27 protein-coding genes are annotated in these 26,671 nt (G+C 65.4%); 15 read left to right on the forward strand and 12 right to left on the reverse strand.

Translation table 11 applies throughout. The features are described from left to right. Nucleotides 1-267 carry a Txe/YoeB family addiction module toxin gene (locus tag ACP7BL_RS10385; RefSeq protein ID WP_299109395.1) on the reverse strand — a complete coding sequence of 89 codons (267 nt, stop codon included), beginning with the start codon at nt 265-267 and terminating at the stop codon, nt 1-3. Continuing rightward, nucleotides 264-512, reverse strand: coding sequence for a type II toxin-antitoxin system Phd/YefM family antitoxin (locus tag ACP7BL_RS10390; RefSeq protein ID WP_299109392.1), 249 nt, complete (start codon nt 510-512; stop codon nt 264-266). Before ACP7BL_RS10390 ends, ACP7BL_RS10385 begins: the two co-directional genes overlap by 4 nt. A gap of 117 nt (nt 513-629) precedes the next feature. Between ACP7BL_RS10390 and ACP7BL_RS10395 the strand changes: the two genes are divergently transcribed. Continuing rightward, complete coding sequence (locus ACP7BL_RS10395) at nt 630-1,112, forward strand: hypothetical protein (RefSeq protein ID WP_126845840.1); 483 nt, start codon at nt 630-632, stop codon at nt 1,110-1,112. Nucleotides 1,113-1,121: 9 nt separating this feature from the next. Here the strand turns inward: ACP7BL_RS10395 and ung are convergent, their stop codons facing one another. From ung to ACP7BL_RS10410, 3 genes are read right to left on the reverse strand one after another with little or no spacing between them, the layout of a single operon-like run. Beyond that, a complete protein-coding gene (gene ung / locus ACP7BL_RS10400; protein WP_126845838.1) occupies nt 1,122-1,826 on the reverse strand; it encodes a uracil-DNA glycosylase in 705 nt (234 codons plus the stop codon). A gap of 9 nt (nt 1,827-1,835) precedes the next feature. Beyond that, nucleotides 1,836-2,144: an alkylphosphonate utilization protein gene (locus tag ACP7BL_RS10405; protein WP_299109382.1), complete on the reverse strand. Its 309-nt coding sequence runs from the start codon at nt 2,142-2,144 to the stop codon at nt 1,836-1,838. Between the two features lie 2 nt (nt 2,145-2,146). Further along, complete coding sequence (locus tag ACP7BL_RS10410; RefSeq protein WP_260591484.1) at nt 2,147-2,275, reverse strand: hypothetical protein; 129 nt, start codon at nt 2,273-2,275, stop codon at nt 2,147-2,149. A 225-nt stretch (nt 2,276-2,500) separates the two neighbouring features. On the opposite strand from ACP7BL_RS10410, the gene ACP7BL_RS10415 reads away from it, so the two are divergent. Next, complete coding sequence (locus tag ACP7BL_RS10415) at nt 2,501-3,022, forward strand: ferritin-like domain-containing protein (RefSeq protein ID WP_126845836.1); 522 nt, start codon at nt 2,501-2,503, stop codon at nt 3,020-3,022. Nucleotides 3,023-3,038: 16 nt separating this feature from the next. On the opposite strand, the gene ACP7BL_RS10420 is transcribed toward ACP7BL_RS10415, so the two are convergent. Both ACP7BL_RS10420 and ACP7BL_RS10425 read right to left on the reverse strand, forming a co-directional pair. Next, entirely contained in the window at nt 3,039-4,349 is a 1,311-nt protein-coding gene (locus tag ACP7BL_RS10420) for a S41 family peptidase (protein WP_126846165.1), read from the reverse strand. Between the two features lie 516 nt (nt 4,350-4,865). After that, entirely contained in the window at nt 4,866-5,918 is a 1,053-nt protein-coding gene (locus tag ACP7BL_RS10425) for a GGDEF domain-containing protein (RefSeq protein WP_033963597.1), read from the reverse strand. A gap of 173 nt (nt 5,919-6,091) precedes the next feature. Between ACP7BL_RS10425 and hisN the strand changes: the two genes are divergently transcribed. The 8 genes from hisN to ACP7BL_RS10465 all read left to right on the forward strand — a co-directional run bounded on the left by hisN (nt 6,092) and on the right by ACP7BL_RS10465 (nt 14,193). Then, the gene (hisN, locus tag ACP7BL_RS10430; RefSeq protein WP_033963624.1) at nt 6,092-6,874 is read left to right on the forward strand and encodes a histidinol-phosphatase; all 783 of its coding nucleotides are present in this window, start codon (nt 6,092-6,094) and stop codon (nt 6,872-6,874) included. Between the two features lie 119 nt (nt 6,875-6,993). Further along, nucleotides 6,994-7,197, forward strand: coding sequence for a 50S ribosomal protein L35 (rpmI, locus tag ACP7BL_RS10435; protein ID WP_010406001.1), 204 nt, complete (start codon nt 6,994-6,996; stop codon nt 7,195-7,197). Nucleotides 7,198-7,215: 18 nt separating this feature from the next. Next, nucleotides 7,216-7,581 (forward strand): 50S ribosomal protein L20, encoded by a 366-nt coding sequence (gene rplT / locus ACP7BL_RS10440; RefSeq protein ID WP_010406000.1) that lies wholly within the window; start codon nt 7,216-7,218, stop codon nt 7,579-7,581. Nucleotides 7,582-7,779: 198 nt separating this feature from the next. Then, entirely contained in the window at nt 7,780-8,139 is a 360-nt protein-coding gene (locus tag ACP7BL_RS10445) for a GIY-YIG nuclease family protein (RefSeq protein WP_299109355.1), read from the forward strand. After that, on the forward strand, nt 8,117-9,202 hold the full coding sequence (gene pheS, locus ACP7BL_RS10450) for a phenylalanine--tRNA ligase subunit alpha (protein WP_299109352.1): 1,086 nt from the start codon (nt 8,117-8,119) through the stop codon (nt 9,200-9,202). The genes ACP7BL_RS10445 and pheS overlap by 23 nt, the downstream gene beginning before the upstream one ends. Then, complete coding sequence (pheT, locus tag ACP7BL_RS10455; RefSeq protein WP_299109350.1) at nt 9,199-11,559, forward strand: phenylalanine--tRNA ligase subunit beta; 2,361 nt, start codon at nt 9,199-9,201, stop codon at nt 11,557-11,559. The genes pheS and pheT overlap by 4 nt, the downstream gene beginning before the upstream one ends. A 151-nt stretch (nt 11,560-11,710) precedes the next feature. Continuing rightward, nucleotides 11,711-12,589, forward strand: coding sequence for an aldose 1-epimerase family protein (locus tag ACP7BL_RS10460; protein WP_426258290.1), 879 nt, complete (start codon nt 11,711-11,713; stop codon nt 12,587-12,589). Nucleotides 12,590-12,606: 17 nt separating this feature from the next. Continuing rightward, entirely contained in the window at nt 12,607-14,193 is a 1,587-nt protein-coding gene (locus tag ACP7BL_RS10465; RefSeq protein ID WP_426258365.1) for a peptide chain release factor 3, read from the forward strand. Here ACP7BL_RS10465 and ACP7BL_RS10470 read toward each other — a convergent pair. Together ACP7BL_RS10470 and ACP7BL_RS10475 are read right to left on the reverse strand one after the other, a co-directional pair. Continuing rightward, nucleotides 14,190-15,944: a sulfatase-like hydrolase/transferase gene (locus ACP7BL_RS10470; RefSeq protein WP_426258291.1), complete on the reverse strand. Its 1,755-nt coding sequence runs from the start codon at nt 15,942-15,944 to the stop codon at nt 14,190-14,192. The two genes, ACP7BL_RS10465 and ACP7BL_RS10470, sit on opposite strands and share 4 nt — an antisense overlap. A gap of 26 nt (nt 15,945-15,970) precedes the next feature. After that, on the reverse strand, nt 15,971-17,053 hold the full coding sequence (locus tag ACP7BL_RS10475) for an MBL fold metallo-hydrolase (RefSeq protein WP_426258292.1): 1,083 nt from the start codon (nt 17,051-17,053) through the stop codon (nt 15,971-15,973). A 141-nt stretch (nt 17,054-17,194) separates the two neighbouring features. Between ACP7BL_RS10475 and ACP7BL_RS10480 the strand changes: the two genes are divergently transcribed. After that, nucleotides 17,195-17,800, forward strand: coding sequence for a TetR/AcrR family transcriptional regulator (locus ACP7BL_RS10480; RefSeq protein ID WP_310065935.1), 606 nt, complete (start codon nt 17,195-17,197; stop codon nt 17,798-17,800). Nucleotides 17,801-17,822: 22 nt separating this feature from the next. On the opposite strand, the gene ACP7BL_RS10485 is transcribed toward ACP7BL_RS10480, so the two are convergent. The 3 genes from ACP7BL_RS10485 to cydD all read right to left on the reverse strand — a co-directional run bounded on the left by ACP7BL_RS10485 (nt 17,823) and on the right by cydD (nt 22,049). Then, the gene (locus ACP7BL_RS10485; RefSeq protein ID WP_249340808.1) at nt 17,823-18,614 is read right to left on the reverse strand and encodes a formylglycine-generating enzyme family protein; all 792 of its coding nucleotides are present in this window, start codon (nt 18,612-18,614) and stop codon (nt 17,823-17,825) included. 151 nt (nt 18,615-18,765) lie between these two features. Next, on the reverse strand, nt 18,766-20,388 hold the full coding sequence (locus ACP7BL_RS10490; protein ID WP_137902483.1) for an ATP-binding cassette domain-containing protein: 1,623 nt from the start codon (nt 20,386-20,388) through the stop codon (nt 18,766-18,768). Further along, the gene (gene cydD, locus ACP7BL_RS10495; protein ID WP_137902484.1) at nt 20,385-22,049 is read right to left on the reverse strand and encodes a thiol reductant ABC exporter subunit CydD; all 1,665 of its coding nucleotides are present in this window, start codon (nt 22,047-22,049) and stop codon (nt 20,385-20,387) included. Before cydD ends, ACP7BL_RS10490 begins: the two co-directional genes overlap by 4 nt. A gap of 137 nt (nt 22,050-22,186) precedes the next feature. Here cydD and ACP7BL_RS10500 point away from each other — a divergent pair, with 137 nt between their 5' ends. The 4 genes from ACP7BL_RS10500 to hemN all read left to right on the forward strand — a co-directional run bounded on the left by ACP7BL_RS10500 (nt 22,187) and on the right by hemN (nt 26,665). Continuing rightward, on the forward strand, nt 22,187-23,758 hold the full coding sequence (locus ACP7BL_RS10500; RefSeq protein ID WP_137902485.1) for a cytochrome ubiquinol oxidase subunit I: 1,572 nt from the start codon (nt 22,187-22,189) through the stop codon (nt 23,756-23,758). 11 nt (nt 23,759-23,769) lie between these two features. Further along, on the forward strand, nt 23,770-24,918 hold the full coding sequence (gene cydB, locus ACP7BL_RS10505; protein ID WP_033965554.1) for a cytochrome d ubiquinol oxidase subunit II: 1,149 nt from the start codon (nt 23,770-23,772) through the stop codon (nt 24,916-24,918). A 17-nt stretch (nt 24,919-24,935) separates the two neighbouring features. Further along, on the forward strand, nt 24,936-25,040 hold the full coding sequence (gene cydX / locus ACP7BL_RS10510; RefSeq protein ID WP_010405986.1) for a cytochrome bd-I oxidase subunit CydX: 105 nt from the start codon (nt 24,936-24,938) through the stop codon (nt 25,038-25,040). A gap of 287 nt (nt 25,041-25,327) precedes the next feature. Next, nucleotides 25,328-26,665: an oxygen-independent coproporphyrinogen III oxidase gene (gene hemN, locus ACP7BL_RS10515; RefSeq protein WP_137902545.1), complete on the forward strand. Its 1,338-nt coding sequence runs from the start codon at nt 25,328-25,330 to the stop codon at nt 26,663-26,665. Nucleotides 26,666-26,671 lie beyond the last annotated feature (6 nt).

Genomic DNA, 26,671 nt, shown 5'->3' on the forward strand with positions numbered 1-26,671 from the left:
TCAATAATGATACCGGCACTGCGCCACTTGCAATGTCTGCGCAGCCCCGCTCCCCACCACTCGGTACACCAGCCGGTGTTCCTGGCTGATCCGCCGCGACCACCAGCCCGATAAATTCCCGCCAAGCGGCTCCGGCTTGCCGGTGCCCTTGAACGGGTGGCGGCGGCATTCCTCGATCAGGGTGTGGAGCTTGTCGAGCGTCTTCGCGTCCTGCTCCTGCCAGTGGCGGTAATCTTCCCACGCCGTTGGCCAGAACGCCACGTTCACGGGAAAGACACGGCCTTCGGCTCTTCCGCCTCGAACCCGCGCACCGCCTCCAGCAACCGCTTGGCATTGGCGGGCGATGACAGCAAATACAGCGTCTCCTCGATCGACGCCCATTCGCTCGCCGACACCAGCACCGCCCCCTCGCCACGCTGGCGCGTGATGGCGAGCGGGGCGCGGTCGGCGACGACCTTGTCGATCATCGCCTTCAGATTCTCGCGCGCTTCGGAATAGGATACGGCTTGCATCCGCAAACTATGGACAAAACTTTGTCCAATGTCAAGATTTCTGTACCGCCTTCGAAACGACTCCTGCCGACGCGCGCTTTCTGTTACAGTCCCACCAGCATTCCGGGGGGAATCCGCATGATGTTCGGCCTGTCGCTCCACGCCTTCACGCTGCTCCACACCGCGATCAGCCTGGTCGGCATCGCTGCGGGGGTCGTCTTTTTCGCGAGCCTCACAACCGGGCGATGGCGTTCCACCGCCAACGCAATCTTTCTGGTGTTCACGATCCTGACCAGCGTTACCGGCTTCCTGTTTCCGCCCAAACCGATCGGCCCGCCCTTCATCTTCGGCGTCGTTTCGCTGGCATTGCTCGCGGTTGCGCTATTGGCGCTCTATGGCGGCAAGCTCGCCGGGCGGTGGCGGGCGCTGTTCCTGGCCACCGCCTTGCTCGCCCAGTGGCTCAACATGGTCGTGCTGGTGGTGCAATCCTATCAGAAGGTGCCCGCGCTCCACGCATTGGCACCGACCGGCGGTGAGCCGATCGTGCTCGCCACGCAGGCGCTGTTGCTGGTCGCGATTGGCTATACGGGATGGCGCACCGTCCTGCGCGCGCCGCGCTAGGCGACAGCTTCACACCGTCTCTGGCACCGTCCAGTCGATCGGCGCTCTGCCGTGCGCAACCAGGAACGCATTGGCCCGCGAAAACGGCCGACTGCCGAAAAATCCGTTATGCGCGGACAAGGGCGACGGGTGCGCCGATTTCAGCACCAGATGCCGCCCACCCTGCGTCGCGTCGGTGATGAAGGCGGCCTTCCTCTGCGCGTGCGCGCCCCATAGGATGAAGACGGTCGGCTGCGCGCTTTCCGCCACCAGCCGGATTACGGCGTCGGTGAAGCGTTCCCACCCCTGCCCCTGATGTGAGGCGGCGGCACCCTCGCGCACCGTCAGCACCGCGTTGAGCAGCAGCACGCCTTGGCGGGCCCAGCTCTCCAGAAAGCCATGCCGCGCGGGTGGAATGCCGAGATCGGCCTCCAGCTCCTTATAGATATTGCGCAGGCTCGGCGGCAGGCGCACCCCGGGCTGGACCGAGAAGCACAGGCCATGCGCCTGCCCCGCGCCGTGATAGGGGTCCTGCCCCAATATGACGACGCGCACGTCCTCGCGGGGCGTCAGATCGAGCGCGCGGAACCAGGCGGCGGGCTTGGGGAAGACCACCGTGCCCGCTGCGCGCTCGGCGGCGAGGAAGCCCTTGAGCGCCTGCATGTACGGCTGCTCGAACTCCGCCAACAGCGGTTCGCGCCAGCTCGGATGCAGCTTGATCGCGCGCTCGGCCACGCGGAAGGCTCAGCGCTTCTTGACGAACTCGGCGCGCAGCACGAGGCCCTTGATGCCCTCATACCGGCAGTCGATTTCCTGCGCGTCACCGGTCAGGCGGATCGACTTGATCAGCGTGCCGCGCTTCAGCGTCTGCCCGGCACCCTTCACGGTCAAATCCTTGATCAGCGTCACCTGGTCGCCATCGGCCAGCACATTGCCGACCGAATCGCGCACCACCACCGCGTCATCCTCGCTCGCCGCCGTGCCCACGGCACTGGCGGCGACCCATTCGCCGGTCGCTTCATCATAGACGAAGGTTTCGTCGTCGCCCGTCATGTTCATCCCTTGATATTGACCATCGCCACCGGCTGGCCCTTGGAGGTTGGGTTGGAGGCATTTGCCTTGGGGGCCTTTTCGGCCTTGGGCTTGCGCACTTCCTTGTTCGACTTCTTCTGGCTCTTGGCCATTGCGGTTCCTGACCGGGGCGGAAGGCCCCAAAGGACCTTAATCCCAAAAGGCATTGCAACCCGCATCAATTCGCGCGTCGTAAAAGGGCGTCGCTTGATCGAAGTCAACATGATTTCCGGGATGCCCCAGCAACCTCTTTGCGCGCGCACCGTTGATGGCAGACGCCGGGCGTGCCCCCTTCGCGCCCGGCGTACCGCCCCCGAAAATGCGTTAGGAGACATGCTGTGGGACTGTTCACCAAAGACATCGTGACATTCGAGGATCTGTTTCTGCATCAGTTGCAGGACGTCTATTATGCCGAGCATCAAATCCTGAAAGCGCTTCCCAAGATGGCCGAGAAAGCGACCAATGGATCGCTCAAGACGGGCTTTGAAACCCACCTGCGCGAAACCGAGGGCCAAGTTCAGCGCCTCGAGCAAGTGTTCGACCTGATCGGAGAGCAGCCCAAAGGGGCGACGTGTCCGGCGATCGAAGGCATCATCAAGGAAGCCAATGAAGTCGCGGGCGACATTGCCGACAAAGCGGTGCTCGATGCAGCGTTGATCGCATCGGCTCAGGCGGTCGAGCATTATGAGATTACGCGCTACGGCACCTTGATCGCCTGGGCCAATCAGCTCGGCCGCACCGATGTTGCCGCGATTCTGCAGGAAACGCTCAACGAAGAATATGCGACCGACGACAAGCTGACCGACCTGGCGACGAGCCGGGTTAACCTCACCGCCGAGGATGCGGTTCCCGCGCAGTAACCCTTGGACGACGTCGTCAGAACGCGCCCGGCACCTCCCGTTGGACGGTGCCGGGGCGTTCCGGCGACAGCAGTTCCATCGGCTGTTTGGGTGCGGCGATGCGGGTGCTCTGACCGCTTTGCAACGCGCCGCTGGCAGTAACCGCAGTACAACTGCGCCCGGCCAGATAGTCGAGCGCCGCACGGGTGGAATGCTCCTGCGGGCTGCCCATTGCGTGGGTCAAATCATCATCCGCCTGGCAACTGGCCTCCACCGTTCCCACAAGACCATTGTAATAGGCCCCCTGTCGGTTCGCATTCTGCAGCGCAAAGGCAATGACGCGGAGACGATCGTCGCATTGCGACCGGTCGAGCGCGATCTGGCCGACCGGCTTGCCGTAAGTATTGGTGCCGATCAGCGCGGCATTGGCGTGCAAATACGGGATTTGGGCGGCGATCACCAACTCGCTGGCCGACGCGGTGCCGGGGGTACCGATGAACGCAACTCTGGTTGGCGCAATCGACTCGGGCTGCGGCGCGAACATCGCGGTTATGTTGTTCGCCGCTTTCTCAGGGCGGAAGGTCGTGTAATCGATCACCTCCGAGGTGGAGCGGTTCGCACCGAGCAAATTGCTCATCAACTCGGCGATCGAAATCAACCCGCCGCCATTGTAGCGCAGGTCGATGATGATATTGGTCACGCCCGCCGCGCGGAAGGACGCAAAGGCGCTGCGCAATGCCGGGTCAGCCGTCGAAATGAAGGTGCGCAGGTTGATGTAGCCGACTTGCCGCCCGCCATCGTTGAGGATCTGCGCCCCAAAGCGGCTCGAAACGGGTGTCAGCGCATAATCCGCCTTGCTGATCGATACCGTGCGTGTGCCGCCAGTGTCGGTTACCTGGAACGTGCGACTCGTGCCGGAGGTGTCCGGCCCCAGCGCGTTGCTGAGCCCGGCGCTGCCCTCCGCCGCAAGGATCGCCGATACCGTGCGAAGGGTATTCGCACTGGTGCCGATGGCGAGAATCTCGGTGCCGCGGTCCAGCCCGGCGGAAAGCGCCGGCGCGCCTTCAAAGCTCTCCGCGACGAACAGCCGTCCCGCCGTCGGGTCAAGCGTCAGGCGAAAGCCGTAGCCCGCGCTGGTACCCGAATTATAATAAGCGTTTTCCGACGCGATCGAGGTCAGATAGGTGAAATAGCGGTCCTTGCGCTGCGCGCGCGCGGTCGCGGTCAGCGCGTCGATATAATCGCCTACAGTGGTGTAGGGCGTGGGATCGAGCGTGCTCGGCAAGGTATCCGGAAAGAGATACCATTCCCGCAACTGCGCCGCCGCCCAATCCTGCCGATCCCGCAAGGAACAAGTTCCGCCGCTTGCTGGCGTTGGGGTCGGGGTGGACGCGGTCGGCGTTGGGGTTGATCCGCTCGACGTGCCGCCCCCCTCGCCGCAGGCGGACAGCAATACGATCAGGCTAAAGAGAACCGTTGGGACGCGCGCACGGATCATACCCACCTCTTTGTCGTTGCGCGGAAACGTGCCACGAGCGGTGTGTGCGGTAAAGCGCTCCAATCAAACATTTAGCGAGAGACGCCGCCTCCGCCGATCATGCGATCGGGGAGAGCGACACGGCCGTGGATGCGAGAACGAAGGTGAAAGCGACGGCGGCGACGAGCGAAAAGGCAACGCGCGACAGCGATTCAAAACGAACGGACATGATGATTTTCCCTTTGTTACTTGGCGGTCCCGACCACCCGTCCGCCAACGCACAAAGGATTTGCAGGGAGCGTGCCAAGTTCTCAAGATATTGATGTACAATAACTATTGTGGCGAAAGGCGCTTGCGCTGCAATAATAAACTGGCACAACTTCCCAACTATTGGCAAAAAATGCCGTTGCTGCAAAGTTGGTTGCGGCCATTGTCCTTGGCCAAATACAAAAACCGGTCGGCACGCCCGAAAACCGAGCAGAGGGGCTCGCCCGGTTCGGCTACGGCGATCCCACCCGAAAACGTCACCGCGCCCAAGGGGGCGTCGGTTTCCCGGATGCGATAGCGCTTCGCCGCAACGGCGACCCGCGCAGTCTCCAAGGTAGCGCGGGCTTGCTCGGCATCTTCGCCTTGAAACAGGACGACAAATTCCTCCCCGCCATACCGTGCGACAAAGTGGCTGGCGCACGCCTCGCGCAATGCCGCCGCGATGGCGCGCAATACCCGGTCTCCCACAGAGTGGCCAAACTGGTCATTGACGCGTTTGAAGCGATCGACATCGCATACCGCCAGGCACAAACGCTGCCCATTACGGGATTGTTCGGAAAACGCCTCCTCAAAGGCACGACGATTGGGCAAACCGGTCAGCGGATCGCGACGCGCATCGCCCCGTGCCTCCTCCAGCTTCGCGCGCAACTGATCCGCTTCGCGCGTCGCGACGGCCAGGCGCGACTCAGCCGATTGCACGCGATCGAGCATTACGGTCGCCAGTCGCACGACATCGGCACCGGTGGCGGCCCCGCGCACCGCATTGGCGCTGGCAGCCAAATCGCGCCCGAAATCGGCCGTCTCCTCCTGCATGGACCGCATCATGTCGCTAAAGCCTTCGACGTGCATCTGGGTCTGTGCCACCAACCTGGCCGCGACGTCGTCATCGACCCTGGGGGTTAGTGCTTCTCCCCAATGCGTAGGGTTCTGGCTCGCAAGGCCGCCACCCAGGGCCTCGATGTCCCGAGTCGAAAGTCGGATACCGCCCTCGGTCAGGGTTGCCACCGATCGGGCCAGCGCGCCCGTCGGGTTGGTCATCACGTGATATGCGAAAGCGTAATGGACCGGGTCGGGGCCCAAGCGGTGAAGCGTCAAGAACGCGCGAATCCGGTCAAAGACGGCGTCAGCCCGCTCTTCGACGGCGATCAGCCTCGCTTCCCTTGCTGCCCCCATCGCTCCATTGGCCTCATTACGCCAAGCGTCGCTTGATAGCGCGCTCTGCCTGCAGGAACGAAGTAGCGCAAAACTGCTAACATTGGGTGACCGCAGGCGCGATGAGCGCACTCGGGCGGGAAACCGGGGCATGCGGGCTGGCGCAACGCGGCGAGCCGGTTTACGCAAGCAAGATGCGCGTTACCGACACCGATCTTGCCCTTGCGGCGGCTCTCGCCGATGCCGCCGGATCTGCCATTCGTCCTTATTACCGGGCCGACCACGGGCTTGAGGCAAAATCGGATGCCTCGCCCGTCACACTCGCCGACCGGGCTGCCGAGGGGGCGATGCGCGCGTTGATAGAACGGGCCTTTCCCGCCGACGCGATCATCGGGGAGGAATATGGCACCAAGGACGGCACGTCGGGTCGGACCTGGGTGCTTGATCCGATCGACGGCACCCGCGCCTTCATCTCCGGTCGCCCGATCTTCGGCACGCTGATTGCGCTGATGATCGACGGCTGGCCGATGATGGGCGTGATCGACCAGCCGATCCTGCAGGAACGCTGGCTGGGCGTGATGGGCCGCCCGACCCTGTTCAATGGCACCGCAGCCGTCGCGCGGCGCTGCCCCGACCTTGCCAAGGCCCTGCTGGCGACCACCTCCCCCGCTTTGTTCGACGATACCCAGCTCCACGCCTTCGAGCATCTCGATGCTGCTGTGATGAGCACGGTGCTCGGCGGCGATTGCTATAATTACGGCTGCGTGGCGAGCGGGTGGCTCGACGTGGTGGTCGAAGCGCAGCTCAAGATTTATGATTTCGCAGCGCTCGTCCCGATCGTCGAGGGCGCGGGCGGGCGGATGTGTGATTGGTCGGGCGATCCGCTCACCGGTGATTCGATCGGTGAAGTCATCGCTGCGGGCGACCCGGCGCGGATCGAGGAAATTCTCGAACTGCTCGCCTGTCGCGGCCATTGATCTTGCGTTTTGCGCGACTCACCGCTATGCGCCCGCCTTCCTGCGAGTAAGAGGAACTGCCCGGCCGGTATGGGCTGCCGTGGCCGTTCATAGATCGTCGCACAACTGAAAGGACGAAAATGCCCAAACTCAAGACGAAGAGCGGCGTTAAAAAGCGCTTCAAGCTCACCGCGAGCGGCCTGCTGAAGCACGGCGTCGCTGGCAAGCGCCACCGGCTGATGAGCCACAACGCCAAGTACATCCGCCAGAACCGTCGCACCAAGGTGCTGTCGAAGGCCGATACGGCAACCGTCAAGGCGTGGGCGCCTTACGGTCTGGGCTGAGCGGAAAGGAATTAAAGAATGGCACGCGTCAAACGGGGTGTAACCACCCACGCTAAGCACAAGCGGATCCTCAATCAGGCGAAGGGCTATTATGGCCGTCGCAAGAACACGATCCGTATCGCCCGTCAGGCCGTCGAAAAGGCTGGCCAGTACGCCTATCGCGACCGCAAGGTTAAGAAGCGCAACTTCCGCGCACTGTGGATCCAGCGCATCAACGCTGCTGTCCGTGCCGAAGGCCTGACCTACGGCGTGTTCATGCACGGCCTGAAGCTCGCCGGTGTCCAGCTCGACCGCAAGGTCCTGGCCGACATCGCGATGCACGAAGGTGCCGCGTTTAGCGCCATCATCGCGCAGGCGAAGGCGGCTCTGCCCCAGGCCGCCTAAAGGCGACCTGCTGCGAGACGAAAGATTGGGGCGTCGGTGGCAACACCGGCGCCTTTTTCTTTTGGAGGTTTGCCGCACCCTTGCCGTCATCCCCGCGCAGGCGGGGATCCATAAGGGCGAACGACCGGGCAGATGTGCTATCGTTACGCCAGTGGATTCCCGCCTGTGCGGGAATGACGGCAAGGGAGTGAAGCGAGCATGGAAAAACAGCCCTGCGTCTACATCCTCGCCAGCAGCAAATGCGGCACCTTGTACATCGGCGTTACGTCCAACCTGATCGGTCGCCTGCAACAACACCGGGCAGGGTTGATCAAGAGCTTTACCTCCCGCTACGGGGTCGTGCATCTGGTCCACTTCGAGATGGCGGACACGATGGAAGCCGCGATCCTCCGGGAAAAGCAGCTCAAAAAGTGGAACCGAGACTGGAAGCTCAATTTGATTGAGCGGTCCAATCCCGACTGGACGGACCTGGCGGTCGGACTGGGCTTAGCTCCGATCGCCAAAGATGTGATTATGGATTCCCGCCTTCGCGGGAATGACGGAGATATGTGTGGCTGACCTCGCCGATACTGAATCGCTGCTGCCCAAAATCGGCGAAGCCGACGCGGCTGAACTCGAATCGCTCCGCGTTAGCCTGCTCGGCAAGCAGGGCAGCATCACCGCCTTGCTCAAGACGCTGGGCGGCATGTCGCCCGACGAGCGGCTGGTGCAGGGCCCGCGCATCCAGGGCGTGCGCGAGGCGGTGACCACCGCCATCGCCGAGCGCAAGGCCGCACTCGACCGTGCCGAACTCGATGCAAGGCTCGCGCGCGAGACGCTCGACATGACGCTCCCGGCAGAGGCCGCACCGCAGGGGTCGGTCCACCCGGTCAGCCAGGTGCTCGACGAAATGGCGGAGATATTCGCCGATCTCGGCTTCGCGGTCGCCACCGGCCCCGAGATCGAGGATCAGTGGCACAATTTCACCGCGCTCAACATGCCCGAGAGCCATCCCGCGCGCGCGATGCACGACACCTTCTACCTGAAGGCGGGCGAAGGCGAAGAGGCCAAGGTTCTGCGCACCCACACCTCGCCCGTCCAGATCCGCACGATGATGGGGCAGGAGCCGCCGATCCGCATCATCGCGCCGGGCCGCGTCTATCGCTCGGACTGGGACGCGACGCACACGCCGATGTTCCACCAGATCGAGGGGCTGGTGATCGACAAGGGCATCACGCTCGGCCATCTCAAATGGACGCTGGAGACCTTCCTCAAGGCGTTCTTCGAGCGCGACGACATCGTGCTCCGCCTGCGCCCGAGCTATTTCCCCTTCACCGAACCCTCGGCGGAGGTCGACGTCGGCTGGACGATGGAAAAGGGCCGCCGCGTGCTCGGCGGGTCGGAGGGCTGGATGGAGTTGCTCGGCAGCGGCATGGTCCACCCCAAGGTGATCGCCGCGTGCGGGCTCGATCCCGAGGAATGGCAGGGCTTCGCCTTCGGCGTCGGGGTCGATCGCCTCGCCATGCTCAAATACGGCATGGATGATCTGCGGCCCTTCTTCGAAGGCGATGCGCGCTGGTTGAAGCATTACGGTTTCTCGGCACTCGACGTGCCCACGCTGAGCCAGGGAGTCGGCGCATGAAGGTCACGCTCGATTGGCTGAAGCAGCATATCGACACCGACGCCTCGCTCGAGACGATCGTCGAGACGCTGACGCGCATCGGCCTTGAAGTCGAAGGCGTCGAGAATCCCGGTGCCAAGCTCGCCGCGTTCCGCGTGGCGAAGGTGCTCAGCGCCGCCCCGCACCCGCAGGCGGACAAGCTCCAAGTCCTGTCGGTCGATGCCGGCGACGGCCCGCTGCAGGTCGTGTGCGGTGCGCCCAATGCGCGCGCAGGCCTTGTCGGCGTGTTCGGCTCGCCCGGCGCGACGGTGCCCTCGAACGGCATGGTGCTCAAAGTCGCCGCCATCCGCGGGGTCGAATCGAACGGCATGATGTGTTCGACGCGCGAGCTGGAACTGGGCGAGGACCATGACGGCATCATCGAGCTTCCCGCCGATGCGCCGATCGGCATGGCCTATCCCGATTATGCCGGGCTGAACGACCCGGTGATCGAGATCAACGTCCTCCCCAACCGCCCCGATTGCATGGGCGTGCGCGGCATCGCGCTCGATCTGGTCGCCGCCGGGCTCGGCACCGCCAAGCCGCTCGCTTATGCGCCCGTCGAAGGCACAGGCGCGGGCCCCGACGTCCGCACCGACGATGCCGAAGGCTGCCCCGCTTTCTACGCGCAGAGCGTCACCGGCCTGGTCAACGGCACCGCGCCCGAATGGATGCGCCGCCGCCTGACCGCGATCGGCCAGCGGTCGATTTCCACGCTGGTCGACATCACCAATTACGTGATGTTCGATCTCGGCCGCCCCTTGCACGTCTATGATCGCGCCAAGCTGTCGGGCGGCCTCGTCGCGCGCAAGGCGGCGGGCGAGCAAGTGCTCGCGCTCAACGGCAAGACGTACACGCTCACCGAGACGATGACCGTCATCGCCGATGACGCGCACGTCCATGACATTGGCGGCATCATGGGCGGCGAGGATTCGGGCGTGACGCCCGAGACCACCGATATCGTGATCGAATGCGCCTATTTCGATCCCGACGGCATTGCCCGCACCGGCCAGGCGCTGATGCTCACCTCCGACGCGCGTTCGCGCTTCGAGCGCGGCGTCGATCCGGCGTTCCTCGAACAGGGCCTCGCCATCGCGACGCGGCTGGTGCTCGATCTGTGCGGTGGCACGGCCAGCCTGCCGACCCATGCTGGCACCCCGCCGACCACGCGCAAGCGCATCGCTTATGATCCGGCGCGCGCGGAAACGCTCGGCGGTCTGGCGGTTGCGCCCGAGCGTCAGCGCGAGATCCTGACCGCGCTCGGCTTCACGGTCGAGGCCGACTGGACCGTCCTGCCGCCGCCCGCGCGCCGCGATGTCGATGGCCCGGCCGATCTGGTCGAGGAAGTGATCCGCATCGTCGGCATCGATTCGGTGCCCGCCACCCCGCTGCCGCGCGCGGCGGGGGTCGCCAAGCCGACCGCGACGCCTGCGCAAAGACTCGAAAGCCGCGTCCGCCGCGCCGCCGCCGCGCGCGGTCTCAACGAGACGATCACCTGGAGCTTCCTCTCGGAAACCCAGGCCGAGGCGATCGGCGGCGGCACCTGGACGCTCGCCAACCCGATCAGCGAGGAGCTGAAGGTGATGCGCCCGTCGCTGCTCCCCGGCTTGCTGTCGGCAGCGGAGCGCAATTTGAAGCGTGGTGCTGGCGGCGTTCGCCTGTTCGAGCTTGGGCGACGCTATCTTGCCGACGGCGAACGCCCGACGCTGGGCGTGGTGCTGGCCGGCGAAGCGCGGCCGCGCGGGTGGCAGAACGGCAAGGCCACACTGTTCACCGCCTTTGACGCAAAGGCCGAGGCGCTGGCGCTGCTGGCGGCGGCTGGGGCACCGGTCGATAACCTGCAAGTCATGGGCGACGCGGGCGATGCCTGGCATCCCGGCCAATCGGGCACGCTACGGCTGGGGCCAAAGACCGTGCTCGCGGCGTTCGGCATGGTCCACCCGCTGACGACGCGCGCCTTCGACGTCGATGGCCCGGTCGCGGCGGTCGAGCTGTATCTCGACGCGATTCCGCCCAAGCGCGCGTCGAGCTTCGCCCGCGCGGCCTATGCGCCACCGGCGCTGCAGGCGGTGCGGCGCGACTTCGCCTTCCTCGTGCCCGACAGCGTGTCGGGCGACGCGCTGGTGCGCGCGGCGCGCGGCGCGGACAAAGCGGCGATCGTGGCTGCGCGCGTGTTCGACGTGTTCACCGGCACGGGCGTCGAGCCGGGCCACAAGAGCATCGCGGTCGAAGTCACGCTCCAGCCGGGCGAGAAGAGCTTCACCGAGGCGGAATTGAAGGCGGTGGCGGACAAGGTCGTGGCGGCGGCGGCGAAGCTTGGGGCAAGTTTGCGGGGGTAAGGCCGAGCGTCACCCCGCATCCACCCCGGCGAAGGCCGGGGCCCAGCAGGGCGGGTCGAGGTAATAGGGCACGGCACTCGCCATGCCCGGCCCGCGCCTGGGCCCCGGCCTTCGCCGGGGTGGTCGTGGTTTTTATTGGAGGATCGACGCTATGCCCCAACCCAACCTGATCACCATCGCCACCGCGCAGCTCTCCGCCGCGATCAACCCGTTCGGTGCGGAACTCACCCACCTGCGCGATGCCGACGGCCGCGAACTGATGACCGATGCCGACCCCGCTTTCTGGACCGGCCACGCGCCCTTGCTCTTCCCGATCGTCGGGCGGCTCAACGGCGACGTGCTGCACATCGATGGCGCGGACTATCCGATGAAGCAGCACGGCTTCGCCCGCCGCAGCCTGTTCACGCTGGTGGAGCAAAGCGCGACGCACGCGGTCTTTCTGCTTCAGGACAGCGCCGAGACCCGCGCGGTCTATCCCTTCGCCTTTGCACTCCGCGTCACCTACACGATCACCGACGCGACGCTCGAGATCGCAGTGGCGATCGAAAACCGCAGCGAGTCCCCCCTGCCCGCCAGCTTCGGCTTCCACCCCGCCTTCGCCTGGCCCCTGCCATATGGCCTGCCCCGCGCCGACCACCGCATCGTCTTCGCCGAGGATGAACCCGACCCTTTGCGCGAACTCGTCGGCAGCGCGATTTCCAGCGGCCGCCGCCCCTCCCCGCTGCAAGGGCGAACCCTCGCCCTCGACCACGCGCTGTTCACCCAGGACGCGCTGATCTGGGACCCAGTCCATTCGCAAAGCGTCCGTTATGGTGCCTCGACCGGCCCGCAACTCCGCGTTGATTTCCCCGACACGCCGATGCTCGGCATCTGGACCAAACCTGGTGCCGCCTTCGTCTGTATCGAGCCATGGCACGGCATCGCCGACCCCGAGGGCTTCACCGGCGACATCCGTGAGAAACCCGGCATCGTCACCATCGCACCGGCTGCGACATGGCGCTGCGCGATGCAGGTGACGTTGGAGGCCTGAAGCGCTACAGCGCGGCGATGAATCACACCTCCGACCGCCGCACCTTCGCGATCATTTCCCACCCCGACGCCGGCAAGACCACGCTGACCGAAAAGCTGTTGCTGTTCGGCGGCGCGATTCATTTGGCGGGCGAGGTCAAGGCGCGCGGGCAAAACCGGCGTGCGCGCTCGGACTGGATGAAGATCGAGCAGCAGCGCGGCATCTCGGTCACCTCCTCGGTGATGACCTTCGAGCGCGAGATCGAAGGCATGGGCGGCCTCACCTTCAACCTGCTCGACACGCCGGGCCACGAGGATTTCTCGGAGGATACCTATCGCACGCTGACCGCGGTCGATTCGGCAGTCATGGTGATCGACGCCGCGCGCGGTATCGAGGCGCAGACGCGCAAATTGTTCGAGGTCTGCCGTCTGCGCTCGGTGCCGATCATCACCTTCGTCAACAAGGTCGATCGCGAAGGGCGTCCGCCGTTCGAATTGCTCGATGAAGTCGCAGAAATGCTCCAGCTCGACGTCACGCCGATGAGCTGGCCGGTCGGCATGGGCAGCGATTTCGAGGGCATTTACGATTTCCACGCCAATGCGCTGAGCCAGCCCGAGGGGCCGAGCCGCGAATTCATGGGCAAGGCGCGGCGTTTCACCGGGCTAGACGATCCCGCGCTGGAAGGCGTGCTGAGCGCGCCCGGCCTCGCGACGCTGCGCGACGAGGCCGAACTCGCGCTTGGCGGCTATGGTGCCTTCGACGTCGAGGCGTATCGCGCGGGCGACCAGACCCCGGTCTATTTCGGCTCGGCGCTCAAGGACTTTGGCGTCGCCGAGCTGATCGACGCGCTCGGTCGCCACGCGCCCGGCCCACGCCCGCAACCGGCCGAGCCCGCCGAGGTGCGGCCCGATCGCGCCGATGTCACCGGCTTCGTGTTTAAGGTCCAGGCCAATATGGACCCCAACCACCGCGATCGCATCGCCTTCATGCGGCTGTGTTCGGGCACCTTCAAGCGTGGCATGAAGCTGACGCCGACCGGCCATGGCAAGCCGATCGCGATCCATTCGCCGATCCTGTTCTTCGCGCGCGAACGCGAACTGGCGGATGAGGCGTTTCCGGGCGACATCATCGGCATTCCCAACCACGGCACCTTGCGGGTGGGGGATACGCTGTCCGAACGCGCCGATGTGCGCTTCACGGGGCTCCCCAATTTCGCGCCGGAAATCCTGCGCCGCGTTGCGCTGAAGGATCCGACCAAGACCAAGCAGTTGCGCAAGGCATTGGACGACATGGCCGAAGAGGGCGTGACCCAGGTCTTCTATCCTGAGATCGGCTCGAACTGGATCATCGGCGTGGTCGGGCAGCTCCAGCTCGAAGTGCTGCTGAGCCGGCTCGAGGCCGAATATAAGGTCGATGCCGGGCTCGAAATGGCTCCTTATGATACCGCGCGTTGGGTGTCCGCAGCCGATCCGGCCGACCTCAAGGCGTTCATGGACTTGAATCGCACCTCCATGGCGAAGGATCGCGACGGCAATCCCGTGTACCTTGCGAAGACGGCCTGGGACGTCAGCTATGTCGCGGACCGCTATCCCAAGGTCACCTTCGCCGCGACACGCGAGCGCTAGCGCGCTTTGATCGCGGCACGGCGACGTCGACGCCAAAGTACGACGCCGACTGCGAACGCCGCCGCCGCGACCCCCAGCACCGCCGGGAGGAGCCTGGGCAACCAATACCGAAGGGCATTGTCGCTGATCTGCTGGTCGGCGGTGTAACCGGCGGGCATTGGCAGCACCTGATCGCGCCGGGCAAAGGCGTCGTAATCGCGGCGCATGCCGATGAAACGATCGGGTTGCTCGATCGACAGATCGTGTGTCTCGCCGGGATCGTGCATGATGTCGAACAGCTGCCAGCGACCGTCGCCGAGCGGCGGCAGGTTCTTGACGAGCTTATAGTCGCCGCGGAACAACGCCGCATTGCCCGATAGCTCATAGCCAAGCGGCGTATCGCCATGCACATTGGTGCGTCGGCCCAGCAGCATATCAGCCAGGCTGAACCCAACCATCGGCTCCACCGCCCGCCCGGCAAAGTGCCCGGTCTGCGCGGGCACCCCGGCCAGCGCAAGCAAGGTGGGCGCAATATCGGTCACATGCGTGAAGCCGCCAACGATCGTGCCGCTGCGCATCGCAGGATTACCGGGCCAGCTCACGATCAGCGGCACGCGCAAGCCACCTTCTCCGGCCGAAAACTTGTAGCCCGCAAGCGGCGCGGCGGCGGCACTTGCCCAACTCGGCCCAATCGCGGTCAACGTGCCGCGCTCGCCCTGATGGTCGGGCGCGAAATCGCGCAGCAGCCCGAGCACCAGCCGGTTGAGCAGCCGCCCGCGCGGGTCGGTCGGTTCCGGGCCATTGTCGGACAGGAACACGAAGATCGTATTGTCATACGCACCCGTCGCCTTCAGATGATCGATCAAACGCCCGATCTCATGATCGGCCGCCTCCGCCATCCCGCCATAAGCCGCCATCGCCCGGGCCGCCGCATGGCGTTGATCGGGCGACAGCCGGTTCCAGTCGGCGGTCGAGCGCATCACCGCCGCGCGCGTTTCCGGTGGAACCAGCCCCATGGCGATTGCCCGCGCCTGCCGCGCCGCGCGCAAAGCGCGCCAACCGCCATCATAGGCATGGGCATAGCGCGCGATGTACGCGTCGGGCGCTTGCACCGGAATGTGGTTGGCCAGGAAATTGACCGAGGCGAAGAACGGCTTGCCCGATCCCCGCCCGGCATCGATGTAGCGCAGCATCGTATCGACGATGAAGGTCGAGGAATAAAACGGCGTCGGCAAGGTGGCGGGTCTACCGTCCTCGGTCCAGTCGGCCTTGTCATAGAGCCCGGCGATCGGCTTCTGCTCGAAATTGTCCGCCCCGGCATCCGCCAGCGAAAAGGCATGGTCATAACCACGCGCGGTCGGCAGCCCGTCGCTCGCCTTGCCCAAATGCCATTTGCCGGTGAGATAGGTGCGATAGCCCGCCTGGTGCAGCACCTCCGCCAACGTCACCACATGGTGGTTGAGCACGGTGTTATAACCCGGTTTGCCGATATGCTCGGGCGGAATGGTTTCGGGCATGTTGCCGAGCCCGGCGCGGTGGCTGCTGACGCCGGTCTGCAACATAGCGCGGGTGGGAGCGCACGATCCGGCGACGTGGAAATTGGCGAAGCGGACGCCGTGCGCGGCGAGCGCATCAATATTGGGGGTGCGGATCTCGCTACCGAAGCTGCCAATGTCCGAATAGCCCCAATCGTCCGCCACCAGCAGGACGATATTGGGGCGGGGCGCGGGCGGAGCACCCACGGCGGGAAGCGGCATCAAGGCCAGCGCCATCGCCAGCCTTTTTTGGACCGCGCGCGTCACTCGAGCCTGCTTTGTGAGATGGTGGTCGTGCCGGCGGGCAGGCTAAACAGCATCCCGTCCTCGCCCACGGTAATCGGCCCCGCGAAATGGTGCGCGGAGTCCCCCAGAAACGCCGGATAGGCGAAGCGCAAAGGCAATGGCGGCACGATATGATTGAGCACCAGCCGCTTTACTCCGGCGGCTTTTGCAGCATCCGCAGCCTGCTCGGGTGTCGTGTGATAGTTGCGAATATCGCGCGTGACTTGCGCCAGATTGTAGCGATGGTTCCGCTCAAGCGCAGCGGTCAACAAGCCGACCAGCTGCGGCTGCAAGGCCTCATGGACCAGCAGGTCCGCTCCCTTGGCCGCCGCAACCAGCGATGCGCTTGGCCCCGTATCCCCGCTGAATACAACCGAACGGCCTTTATAGTCGAAGCGATAGCCGACCGCCGGGCGAACCGGGCCATGATCGACGCAGAAGGCGGTAACCCGCAGCCCATCATGTGCGAACACGACCTCGGGCGCATCGGGCTTGGGCATGGCGAACGGAATCGCCCCCGCACCTGCGCCGCTCGGGGGTGCGACGCCGGCACCATGATGCGCGGTGCGATACCGTGAGTCGGTCGCATAGGCCGCATCGAATCCCGCCACTACCGCCTCCACTCCGACCGGACCGTGCACCGGTAGCGGGGACGTGGCGGAGCTCGCGATCCAGCTTTGCAACATCAACGGACCGAGTCCGTCGATATGATCCGAATGGAAATGCGTCAGGAACAGCCCCTCAATTCGCCCGATCGGCAAACCCATCCCAACGATCGTGCGTGCGCCGCCTTCGCCGATATCGACCACGAAAAGGTGCTTCCCCGCGATCACCACCGAACATGGCCCCGCCCGGGTCGGATCGGGCAAAGGCGAACCCGTTCCGCACAACGCGACATGCAGTCCATCCGGCAATGTCTCGGTACCGTCTCGCCCCACCCGCGCATCGACAATCCACGCCAGCATGGCGGTCGCGATTTGCCGCTGGAAGAGGCTGACCAGCGTCATCCCGACAAGGCCAATCAGGGCAACGGCCAACGCCCACTTCCCGTATTTGCGCATTCGGCCACCCTCCTCCCTTGGGCGTATGTCGTTGCGGTTGAGCCTGCGACAAAATTATGACACATTCAATGCCACATTGGGAGGACAATAGACCGAGGTGGATCAGAGGGATAAGCGCACCACGTGGATATGAAGCGCAGTATGACGCCGGTCTCTGGACCAAAAGACAACTCAGCAGCCGACGGGCGCCGTGCGCGCAGTGAAAACAGCCGCGCCAAGATCGTCGCCGCGATGCTCCATCTCGTCGGCAAAGGCGATATCGCCCCGAGCGCTGCGCGCGTCGCCGAAACCGCCGGTGTCGGCTTGCGGTCTGTGTTCCGGCACTTTGCCGATATGGACACGCTCTACAGCGAAATGTCCCAGGTCATCGAAGCACAGGTCTTGCCGATGGCGCTCAAACCCTTGACGGGGGCGAGCTGGCGCGACCGGCTGCTGGAAATCACTCAACGTCGCGCGCTCGTCTTCGAGGCAATCCTGCCCTTCCGTATCTCGGCCAATATCAAACGCTTCCAGTCGGAATTCCTGATGCAGGATTATCGCCGCATGCTGCGGCTGGAGCGCAGCTCGCTCGAAGCGGTGCTGCCGCCGCACGTCCTTGCCGACACCACGCTCGTCGATGCGCTGAATGTGCCGCTCAGCTTTCAGACATGGCGCTTGTTGCGGCACGACCAGGAATTGACCATTGCCGAGGCCCGCGCCGTGGTGGTGCGGCTCATCGAAGCGATCCTCGCCCATATCGACGATTGAGCCGGCCTGCGGTCCGCGTCGATCAACCCGGCGGCGCGCGGCGATTGTCGACCAGCCGCACACCGATATGATCGGTGCCGAGCCCCAATTCCTGAAATTGCCGTGCCGCCGGGCGGTAGCGCGCGCAATAATTGGCGGCACATAGATACGACCCGCCCTTGATCACACGCCGGTCGCCGTCGGCAACCCCGCTGGTCCATTCCCACACATTGCCGATCATGTCGTACAGGCCATAGCCGTTGGCAGGGAAGCATCCGACCGGCGCGCGACCGCGATAGCCATCGATGCCAAGATCGCGGGCCGGGAACACGCCTTGATAGTAATTGGCGGTCGGCGTGCCGTGCGCGTCGATCGGTTCGGGCAAAGCAGGCTGGCCACCCCGCGCGGCATATTCCCATTGCGCTTCGGTCGGCAGGGCCTTGCCCGCCCAGCGCGCATAGGCCTCGGCATCTTCATAGGCGATCTGGACGACGGGAGTCGTACCCTTGCCGACGATCGATTCGTTCGGGCCCGCCGGATGTTGCCACGTCGCCCCCACCACCCACCGCCACCAGCGCGGATCGTCGCCGGACGGGACCGCGAACACCGCCGACCCCGGGACCCGCATCTCGGGCGGCGCGCCCGGCAGAACCGGCGGTCTCCGTTCCGCCATCGTGCGATAGCCGGTCGCCCTCACGAAGGTGGCGAATTCGGCGTTGGTCAGCTCATGCGTGTCGATCCAGAAGCCGGGCACGGTGACGGTGCGTGGCGGTCCTTCTTCAGGATAATGCGGATCTTCCCCCTGGACGAAGCGCCCCGCCGGAATCCAGCGCATCGCTCCGGGCGCGAACGTGGCACACGCGTGTTGAACGGGCGCGCCCGCTGGAGCCCGCGAGCAGGCGCTCATCGCCAACAGCCCAACAATCGCCAACCACCGCAATCTCATCGGGTCATCGATCCCCTCCAACCGACACCCTAGCGAGATTTCAGCCGACGAACAGCACGCCCCTATGGTCTGAAGCCGCGGTCCGCGAAGCGGGCATAATTTCACCATCCAGCGCCAGCGCCGGTGTCAGCGGCGCATGGCTCACGATCAGCAGCCCCTGCCCGCGCCGCCGCAACCGATCGTCCAACCGTTCGAGAACGATCCGTGCGGTGACGGAGTCGAGGCCCTCGGTCGGCTCGTCCAGCAGCAGCCACGGCGCGGGCTTGAGATACGCCCGCGCAAGCGCCAACCGCCGCCGTTCACCGCCGGACAGACTCGCCCCATTGTCGCCGATCCAGCTATCCAGCCCCTGCGGCATGGCGCGCACCCGCTCCGCAAAGGCGGCATCCTCCAGCGCTTCCCACAACGCCGCATCCGGCGCATCGGCCTGCGCCAGCAACAGCGTGTCGCGCACCGTCCCCGCCAGCAGTGCCGCATCCTGCGGCAGCCACGCGAACGACGCTCGCAACGTGGTCGCGGGCAGCAAAGCGATATCGACCCCGCCCAGCGCCACTTCGCCCGCGATCGGGGTACGCAGCCCGACCAACCGTTCGACCAGGCTGGACTTGCCGCTACCTGACACCCCCCGCAGCGCAATCCGCGCTGGCGGCGCAATCGGCGTACCGCGAAGGATCAGGTCTGGTTTCAGCGCGACCGTTGGTACGGTGGTCCGGGGGGCGTCCTCGAGCAACGCGCCGAGCCGAGCATAAGCGGCGTGCGCGGCGCGCGCTTGCGTCACTTGCCGGATCGCGGGTGCCAGGCCGTCAAGCGCCATCGCCGCCGCCAGCGCGGCCAAGGCAGCGATCGCCGCCCCTTGGGGTGCCGCCAAGACCAGCGCCAACGCCGCCCCACCCCCGATCGCAACCGGCGACGCCACCTCGATCCACGCACGCACATCGCTGTCGCGCCGTTGGGCGGCGGCGAGTGCGGTGCCGCCGTCGACGATGCGCGCCACGGCCCAATCTTCCAGCGCATAACAGCGCAGCTCGGCCGCGCCCTCGACCAGAGCGGCGGTCTGGGCCTTTAGCCGTTCCGCCTCGCGCAACAGCGCACTTCCGCTGGCCTCGAGCTCGCGCGACACCGTCCAGATCGCCGCGTACAGCAGGACCGCGACCAGCGCGACGGCGACGACCGGAAGCGGGCCGGCGAGCGCGATCAAGGCTCCGCCCGACAGGATCGCCACGGCCCCGCCGACTGTACCCGATCGCAGCACCAGCGCCGTTTCGATCGCACTCGCATCCTGCACCAAACGGGTGGAGGCTTCCCCGGTCGACAGGCTCAGCGCGCGCGCCACCGGTGTCGCCGCGAGCGCGGCGAACAGCGCCGGGCGCACCCGCGCAATCGCCGACAGGGCCGCATCATGGCTGGCGAGCCTTTCGCCATAGCGCGCACCGGTCCGCACGATCGCAAACAGCCGGATCGCGGCACTGGGCAGCATGTAATTAAACGCCAGCGCCGTCCCGGCCCCCGCCGCGAGCGCCGCCGCCGTGAGGAACCACCCCGATAAGGCGAGCAGCGCGACCGAGGCGACCGCCACCAAGGCAGCACACAGAACGGCGCGGCGAACCGCTTGTCGTTCGGTGCGTGGACGGTCGGCCAGCAAATCTTTCAACGTGCCGTTCACGCAACACCCCCGAGATCGACGATGCGATCAGCAAGTGCGGCCAGCGCGGCGCTGTGCGTCGCGATAATAACAGTACGCCCGACACAGGCACGGGCAATGACGGCGATCAGCGCGGCCTCGGCGGCGTGGTCAAGATGGGCGGTCGGCTCGTCCAGCAGCAGGAGCGGCGCGTCCTTCAGCAGCGCGCGCGCCACCCCGATGCGACGGCGCTCGCCGCCCGACAAGCCGCCACCGCGATGATCGAGCCGCTCCTCGAGCCCACCGACGCGCCGCGCCAGGGCATCCTCCAGCCCGACCGCCGCCGCCACCGCCGCGACCTCGGCGGGTGCCGCATCCGCGCGTCCCAGCCGGATATTGTCGGCAATCGACCCCGCGAGCATGAGCGGAGCCTGCCCCGCCCAGGCCGCGAAAGGGGCGACGCTGCCGATCTCCAGAAGCGGCTTGCCATCGATGGTAACCTGACCCTCCTGCGCCGGAACCAGCCCAAGCAACAGGTGCAGCAAACTGCTTTTGCCGCTTCCCGAGGGCCCGACCAGCGCGACGATCTCGCCCGGCCGAATATCGATCGACAAGTCGCCGACCGCATCGCGTTCCTCCCCCGGGTAACGGATGGTGATGTGGTCGAACGCGATCGCCGGGGCCGCCACCACCGCAAGACCTTCCCTTACAGGCGGCATGGCCGCCGCATCGAGCGCGGCCAGCCGTGCACTGGCGGTCTCGGCCGCCTGTCGGTCGTGATAGGCAGCAGCGAGGCGGCGCATCGGCGCGTAAAATTCCGGGGCCAGCGCCAGCACGAAGAATGCGCGCACCAAATCGAGCCGTTCGGGAGCATGAAAGGGCAACTGCCCAAGCAAAGCAAACCCGGCATAGACCGCGACCAACGCCACCGACAGCGCGGCGAAAAATTCCAGCGACGCCGAGGACAGGAAGGCGACGCGAAGCACCCGCATCGTCCGCGCCGCAACCTCCCGTGCGACATATCCGAGGCGCTCGGCCTCGCGGGATTCGCCGTGAAAGGCGAGAATCACCGGCAAGCCGCGGACTCGATCGGCGAACAGGCCAGACAGGCGCGACAGCGCATCGAATTGTCGCCGCGACTGGTCCGCTGCCGCCCCGCCTGCAAGGATCATCGCCCCGATGAAAGGTATCAGCGTGCCAAGCAGGATCAGTGCCGCTACCGGACTGGCGAACGCGATTGCCCCCAGCACGATCATCGGTGCGATCGCCGCCGCGCGCCGCGCAGGCAGGAAACGGGCGATGTAGCCGTCAATCGCCTCGACCTCATCGACCACCGCACCGAGCAGCGCGCCTACCGACCCACTTCCAGCCGGTCGACGCAGCGCCGCCCGCGCAGCGGTCCGCCGCAGCGTGGATTTGGCAATCGCCGCCGCGCCGCTCCCCAGCCTAAGCGATCCCCACAGACACGCCGCGCGGGCGAAACCTGCCAGCCCCATCAGCAGCGCCCAGGGCCATGCCGGCAGACCGCGCGCAACTGCGGCGACACCCCCTGCGACTCCGGCGGCAAACAAAATCGCCGCAACGGCGTCCCCCAGCAGACACACGCTCGATCCGCGGGCACGGTTGCCTGCCGCAGCGGCCAAAGCGGGGCCCGGCAATACGCGTCGCGCTCCAGCGCGGGCTTGTACGATAGGTGCGGCCATAACGCCGCCTATACGCCCGGCAGTAGCGTCTCGAATACGTACTAATCCCAATACTCTGCTAAACATCATTCCGGTTGAAGGCCCGGCGTCGGTGCCGGGAGGCTGCGCCGTCGACCGGCGATGATGGAGTTACACGCATGGATATTGGTGTCGTCGATCTGTCGCGGCTGCAATTCGCGCTAACCGCCCTGTATCATTTTCTGTTCGTGCCGCTGACGCTCGGCATGAGCTTCATGCTCGTCATCATGGAAGCGATCTATGTGATGACGGGCCGCGCGATCTGGCGCGAAATCACGCGGTTCTGGGGAAAGATCTTCGGGATCAACTTCGTTCTCGGCGTCGCTACCGGACTGACCATGGAGTTCGAATTCGGCACTAACTGGTCGTATTTCTCGCATTATGTCGGCGACATTTTCGGCGCGCCGCTCGCGATCGAAGGACTGATGGCCTTCTTCCTTGAAGCAACCTTCGTCGGATTGATGTTCTTTGGCTGGGATCGTTTGTCGAAACTGGGGCATCTGGCGGTGACCTTCATGGTCGCGGTTGGGACCAATCTCTCCGCGCTGTGGATTCTCGTCGCCAATGGCTGGATGCAAAATCCGGTGGGCTCGGCCTTCAACCCCGATACGATGCGGATGGAAGTGACCGACTTTGGCGCAGTGCTGTTCAACCCCGTAGCCCAGGCAAAGTTCGTCCACACCGTGAGCGCCGGATATGTCGCCGCCTCGCTCGTCGTGCTGGGCGTATCGTCTTTTTATCTTCTGCGCGGGAAGTGGACCGCCGTCGCGCGGCGCTCCTTCGTCGTCGCGGCGGCGTTCGGACTGGCGTCGTCGCTGTCGGTGGTCGTGCTTGGCGACGAGAGCGGCTACACGCTCACCGACAACCAGAAGATGAAGCTCGCCGCGATCGAGGCGGAATGGCACACCGAGCCGGCACCGGCAGGGATCACACTGTTCGGCTTGCCCGACATCGCCACCCGCACCACGCGCTATGCCGTCAAGGTCCCGTGGGTGCTCGGTCTGATCGCGACCCGCAGCGTCGACAAGGAAGTCACCGGCATGTCCGAGCTGGTGCTGAAGGCGCAGGAGCGGATCGAATCGGGGGTGATCGCCTATCGCGCGCTCGACGTGCTGAAGCGCAACCCGACCGATCGCGCGGCGCGCACCGTGTTCGAGGCACACCGCAACAACCTTGGCTACGCCTTGTTGTTGAAGGCGCATATCGCGGATCCCGGCAAAGCCAGCCCCGCGCTGATCGCATCGACCGCGTGGGACGTCGTGCCAAGCGTGCCGGTGATGTTCTGGACGTTCCGTATCATGGCCGGAATCGGCTTCCTGATGATCGCGCTGTTCGCCACCGCCTTCCTCCTCGCGAGCCTGCGCCTGCACATGAAGGCGCGCTGGTTCCAGCGCATCGCGCTCTGGGCGATCCCGCTGCCCTGGATTGCGATCGAACTGGGCTGGGTGACCGCCGAGCTCGGCCGTCAGCCCTGGGCGATTGACGGTGTCCTGCCGACCTTCCTCGCCAATTCCACGCTGACCCCGGCGATGCTGTGGACGACGATCATCGGTTTCACCGCGCTGTACGGAACGCTGGCGGTGATCGAGGTACGCCTGATCCTGGCGACCATCGCGCACGGGCCGGTCGAAGATCCGCTCGAAGCCGCGCCGCACCCCACCGACGCGCCCGCCCTGGCCCCCGCTGCCTGAGGAGCATGATGATGCATCTATTGTTCGACTATGAAACCTTGCGCCTGATCTGGTGGGCGCTGCTAGGGGTGTTGCTAATCGGCTTTGCGCTGACCGACGGGTTCGACCTTGGCGTTGCCGCATTGCTGCCCTTCGTCGCGCGAACCGATGGCGAACGTCGCCTGACGATCAACACCGTCGCGCCGACCTGGGAAGGCAACCAAGTGTGGTTCATCCTCGGCGGCGGGGCGATCTTCGCCGCCTGGCCGTATGTCTATGCGATCAGCTTCTCGGGCTTTTACCTTGCGATGTTTCTGGTGCTGGCCGCGCTGATCCTGCGCCCGGTGGGGTTCAAATATCGGTCGAAACGGCCAGGGCGCGCCTGGCGCAGCGGCTGGGACTGGGCGTTGTTCGTTGGCGGCTTCGTTCCTGCTCTGGTGTTCGGCGTCGCGGTCGGCAATGTCCTGCAAGGCGCGCCGTTCCGCATCGATAGCGACATGCGCGCCAGCTATGAAGGCGGTTTGCTCGGCCTGTTCACGCCGTTCACGCTTCTTTGCGGGTTGTTGTCGGTGGCAATGCTGGTGCTGCATGGCAGCGCATGGCTGGCGATGAAGGTCGAGCGCGGTGCCGTGCAAGACCGGGCTCGCCTGTATGGCACGGGTGCCGCTATCGCCTCGATCGTGCTGTTCGCGCTTGGCGGACTGTTCGTCGCGCGCGGCGGCATGGGTTTCGAGCTGACCTCCGCAGTCGATCCGAGCGGCCCTTCCAACCCGCTGCGCTCAACCTCGGTCGCGTCCGGCGGCGCGTGGCTTAACAATTATGCGGCGCATCCGTGGATGCTGGTGGCACCTGTGCTGGGCTTTGTCGGCGCGGCGCTGGCGCTGGTCGGCATTCGCGCCAAGAGCGAGCCTGCGGCCTTTGCCGGATCCACACTGTCGGCCGCAGGTATCATCGCGACGGTCGGATTGTCGATGTTTCCCTTCATCCTGCCATCCAGCATCGACGCGCATTCGAGCCTGACGGTGTGGAACGCCTCATCGAGCGAATCGACGCTGTTCCTGATGGTGATCGTGACGGTCGTCTTCCTGCCGATCGTGCTCGCCTACACCGCGTGGGCGTACCGCGTGATGTTCGGCCGGGTGAGCGAGCGCGCGATCGCCGCCAGCCATGACTTCTACTAAGAAAAGGACCGCGATCGATGTGGTATTTCACTTGGGTTCTCGGCCTCGGCCTCGCTGTCGGCTTCGGCATCCTCAATGGCTTGTGGCATGAATTCCACTTGCCCGACGATGGCGACGCCTGACCAAAAAGGCCGCTGCGGCAGGGGTACCGCAGCGGCCAGGAGGGAGGGTCGAATGACTATTCGGTGCCGGGTGGCGGGTTCGGATCGCGATCGCTGACCGAAGCGAACAGCATCACCGCCATGAAGCAGGCCGTTGCCCCAACCACGAGGCCCAGAAACCAAGTGTCCGACAGCATCGCGCTCTCCCGTTTTTAATGATCCAGCACGCGATCTACGGCGCTGAAGCGGCGCTTTCCTTGATTGCCGTCAAATCCCGAAGGGCATTGCCGATGCACGCTGCCGCCATCATGCACCGCTATTATCCCGATCTGGCCGGACGCACCGTCCCACGCTATACCAGCTACCCGACGGCAGCGGCGTTCAAGCCGCTGCCCGATGCGCACGCTGCCGCCCTTGCCAGTGTCGCCGACGACACACCGGTCTCGCTTTACCTGCACATCCCCTATTGCCATGAAATCTGCTGGTATTGCGGGTGCAACACCGGTGCGCTTGGCCGCCCGGCACGAATGGACAGCTATCTCGCCGCGCTTGAGGGAGAGATCGCGCGCGTTGGCAGTATGCTCCGCGCGCCGGTCGGATCTGTGCATTTCGGCGGCGGCAGCCCCAATGCCATGTCGCCAACCGCCTTTCTCGCGCTCAGCGCGACCTTGCGGCGGCATTTCGCGATCGCCGCCGATGCCGAATGGGCGGTCGAGATCGACCCCCGGCACTTCACACAAGAAACGGCGCAGAGCTATGCAGCGGCGGGGGTGTCGCGCCTCAGCATCGGCGCGCAGACCTTTTCGCCCCAGGTCCAGGCCAGGATCGGGCGGCTGCAGCCATGGCGTCAGATTGCCCAGACAATGGCCGACGCGCGCCGTGCAGGGATCGCCCGGTTCAACCTCGATCTGATGTACGGCCTGCCCGGCCAGACGCTCGACGATATCGCGGCAACGCTCTCTGCTGCCTTTCTGCTCGCGCCCGATCGGGTGGCGATGTTCGGTTACGCGCATATGCCGCAGCTCCTGCCGCGACAGCGCCGGATCGATGATACACTCCTTCCTGATGCCGAAGCGCGCTTCTGGCAAAGCGCACTGGCGCATGACTTGCTGATCGGAGCAGGGTTCGAGGCGATCGGCTTCGATCACTTCGCGCGCGCCGAAGATTCGCTCGCCCGCGCCGCGCGCGACGGCACGCTGCGCCGCAATTTTCAGGGTTTCACCGACGATCGCGCAACCACGTTGATCGGCCTTGGAGCCTCCGCGATCAGCCAGTTTGACGGGCTGTTCCTGCAAAATGAGAAGCATGTCGGCAGCTATCGGGTGGGAGCCGCCAACGGGTTGCTGATGGGATCGCGCGGCTTGCTGCGCACGCCCGAGGACCGCATGCGCGGGGCGTTGATTGAGCGGCTGCTCTGTACCGGTCGCGTCGATGTTGCGGAGGTCGCCGCCGAACACGGCCAAAGCAGTCGCGCCGTAATTGGGGACATGGACCGGCTGGCAGAGTTCGCCGAACGCGGCCTCGTCCTGACGCGGGGCACGACCGTAACGATCAGCCCGGTGGGTCGGCCCTATGCGCGTCTCGTCGCTTCGGCGTTCGACACCGCGCTGCAGGCGCGTGAAGCGCGTTTCAGCACTGCGGTGTGAGCGGTC

The sequence above is a fragment of the Sphingomonas sp. DC1600-2 genome (assembly GCF_049897605.1).
Lineage (GTDB): Bacteria > Pseudomonadota > Alphaproteobacteria > Sphingomonadales > Sphingomonadaceae > Sphingomonas.

What these genes read in the sequence shown, in the direction of transcription:
- ACP7BL_RS10465 (WP_426258365.1), top strand. Translation starts at nt 12,607, where the DNA reads ATGAATCACACCTCCGACCGCCGCACCTTCGCGATCATTTCCCACCCC.
- cydD (WP_137902484.1), bottom strand. Translation starts at nt 22,049, where the DNA reads ATGGCCGCACCTATCGTACAAGCCCGCGCTGGAGCGCGACGCGTATTG.
- pheS (WP_299109352.1), top strand. Translation starts at nt 8,117, where the DNA reads ATGACGGAGATATGTGTGGCTGACCTCGCCGATACTGAATCGCTGCTG.
- cydB (WP_033965554.1), top strand. Translation starts at nt 23,770, where the DNA reads ATGCATCTATTGTTCGACTATGAAACCTTGCGCCTGATCTGGTGGGCG.
- ACP7BL_RS10405 (WP_299109382.1), bottom strand. Translation starts at nt 2,144, where the DNA reads ATGACGGGCGACGACGAAACCTTCGTCTATGATGAAGCGACCGGCGAA.
- pheT (WP_299109350.1), top strand. Translation starts at nt 9,199, where the DNA reads ATGAAGGTCACGCTCGATTGGCTGAAGCAGCATATCGACACCGACGCC.
- ACP7BL_RS10470 (WP_426258291.1), bottom strand. Translation starts at nt 15,944, where the DNA reads ATGGCGCTGGCCTTGATGCCGCTTCCCGCCGTGGGTGCTCCGCCCGCG.
- ACP7BL_RS10480 (WP_310065935.1), top strand. Translation starts at nt 17,195, where the DNA reads ATGACGCCGGTCTCTGGACCAAAAGACAACTCAGCAGCCGACGGGCGC.
- ACP7BL_RS10485 (WP_249340808.1), bottom strand. Translation starts at nt 18,614, where the DNA reads ATGCGCTGGATTCCGGCGGGGCGCTTCGTCCAGGGGGAAGATCCGCAT.
- cydX (WP_010405986.1), top strand. Translation starts at nt 24,936, where the DNA reads ATGTGGTATTTCACTTGGGTTCTCGGCCTCGGCCTCGCTGTCGGCTTC.
- ACP7BL_RS10395 (WP_126845840.1), top strand. Translation starts at nt 630, where the DNA reads ATGATGTTCGGCCTGTCGCTCCACGCCTTCACGCTGCTCCACACCGCG.
- ACP7BL_RS10425 (WP_033963597.1), bottom strand. Translation starts at nt 5,918, where the DNA reads ATGGGGGCAGCAAGGGAAGCGAGGCTGATCGCCGTCGAAGAGCGGGCT.
- ACP7BL_RS10390 (WP_299109392.1), bottom strand. Translation starts at nt 512, where the DNA reads ATGCAAGCCGTATCCTATTCCGAAGCGCGCGAGAATCTGAAGGCGATG.
- ACP7BL_RS10410 (WP_260591484.1), bottom strand. Translation starts at nt 2,275, where the DNA reads ATGGCCAAGAGCCAGAAGAAGTCGAACAAGGAAGTGCGCAAGCCCAAG.
- hisN (WP_033963624.1), top strand. Translation starts at nt 6,092, where the DNA reads ATGCGCGTTACCGACACCGATCTTGCCCTTGCGGCGGCTCTCGCCGAT.
- hemN (WP_137902545.1), top strand. Translation starts at nt 25,328, where the DNA reads ATGCACCGCTATTATCCCGATCTGGCCGGACGCACCGTCCCACGCTAT.
- ACP7BL_RS10460 (WP_426258290.1), top strand. Translation starts at nt 11,711, where the DNA reads ATGCCCCAACCCAACCTGATCACCATCGCCACCGCGCAGCTCTCCGCC.
- ACP7BL_RS10500 (WP_137902485.1), top strand. Translation starts at nt 22,187, where the DNA reads ATGGATATTGGTGTCGTCGATCTGTCGCGGCTGCAATTCGCGCTAACC.
- rpmI (WP_010406001.1), top strand. Translation starts at nt 6,994, where the DNA reads ATGCCCAAACTCAAGACGAAGAGCGGCGTTAAAAAGCGCTTCAAGCTC.
- ACP7BL_RS10445 (WP_299109355.1), top strand. Translation starts at nt 7,780, where the DNA reads ATGGAAAAACAGCCCTGCGTCTACATCCTCGCCAGCAGCAAATGCGGC.
- ACP7BL_RS10475 (WP_426258292.1), bottom strand. Translation starts at nt 17,053, where the DNA reads ATGCGCAAATACGGGAAGTGGGCGTTGGCCGTTGCCCTGATTGGCCTT.
- rplT (WP_010406000.1), top strand. Translation starts at nt 7,216, where the DNA reads ATGGCACGCGTCAAACGGGGTGTAACCACCCACGCTAAGCACAAGCGG.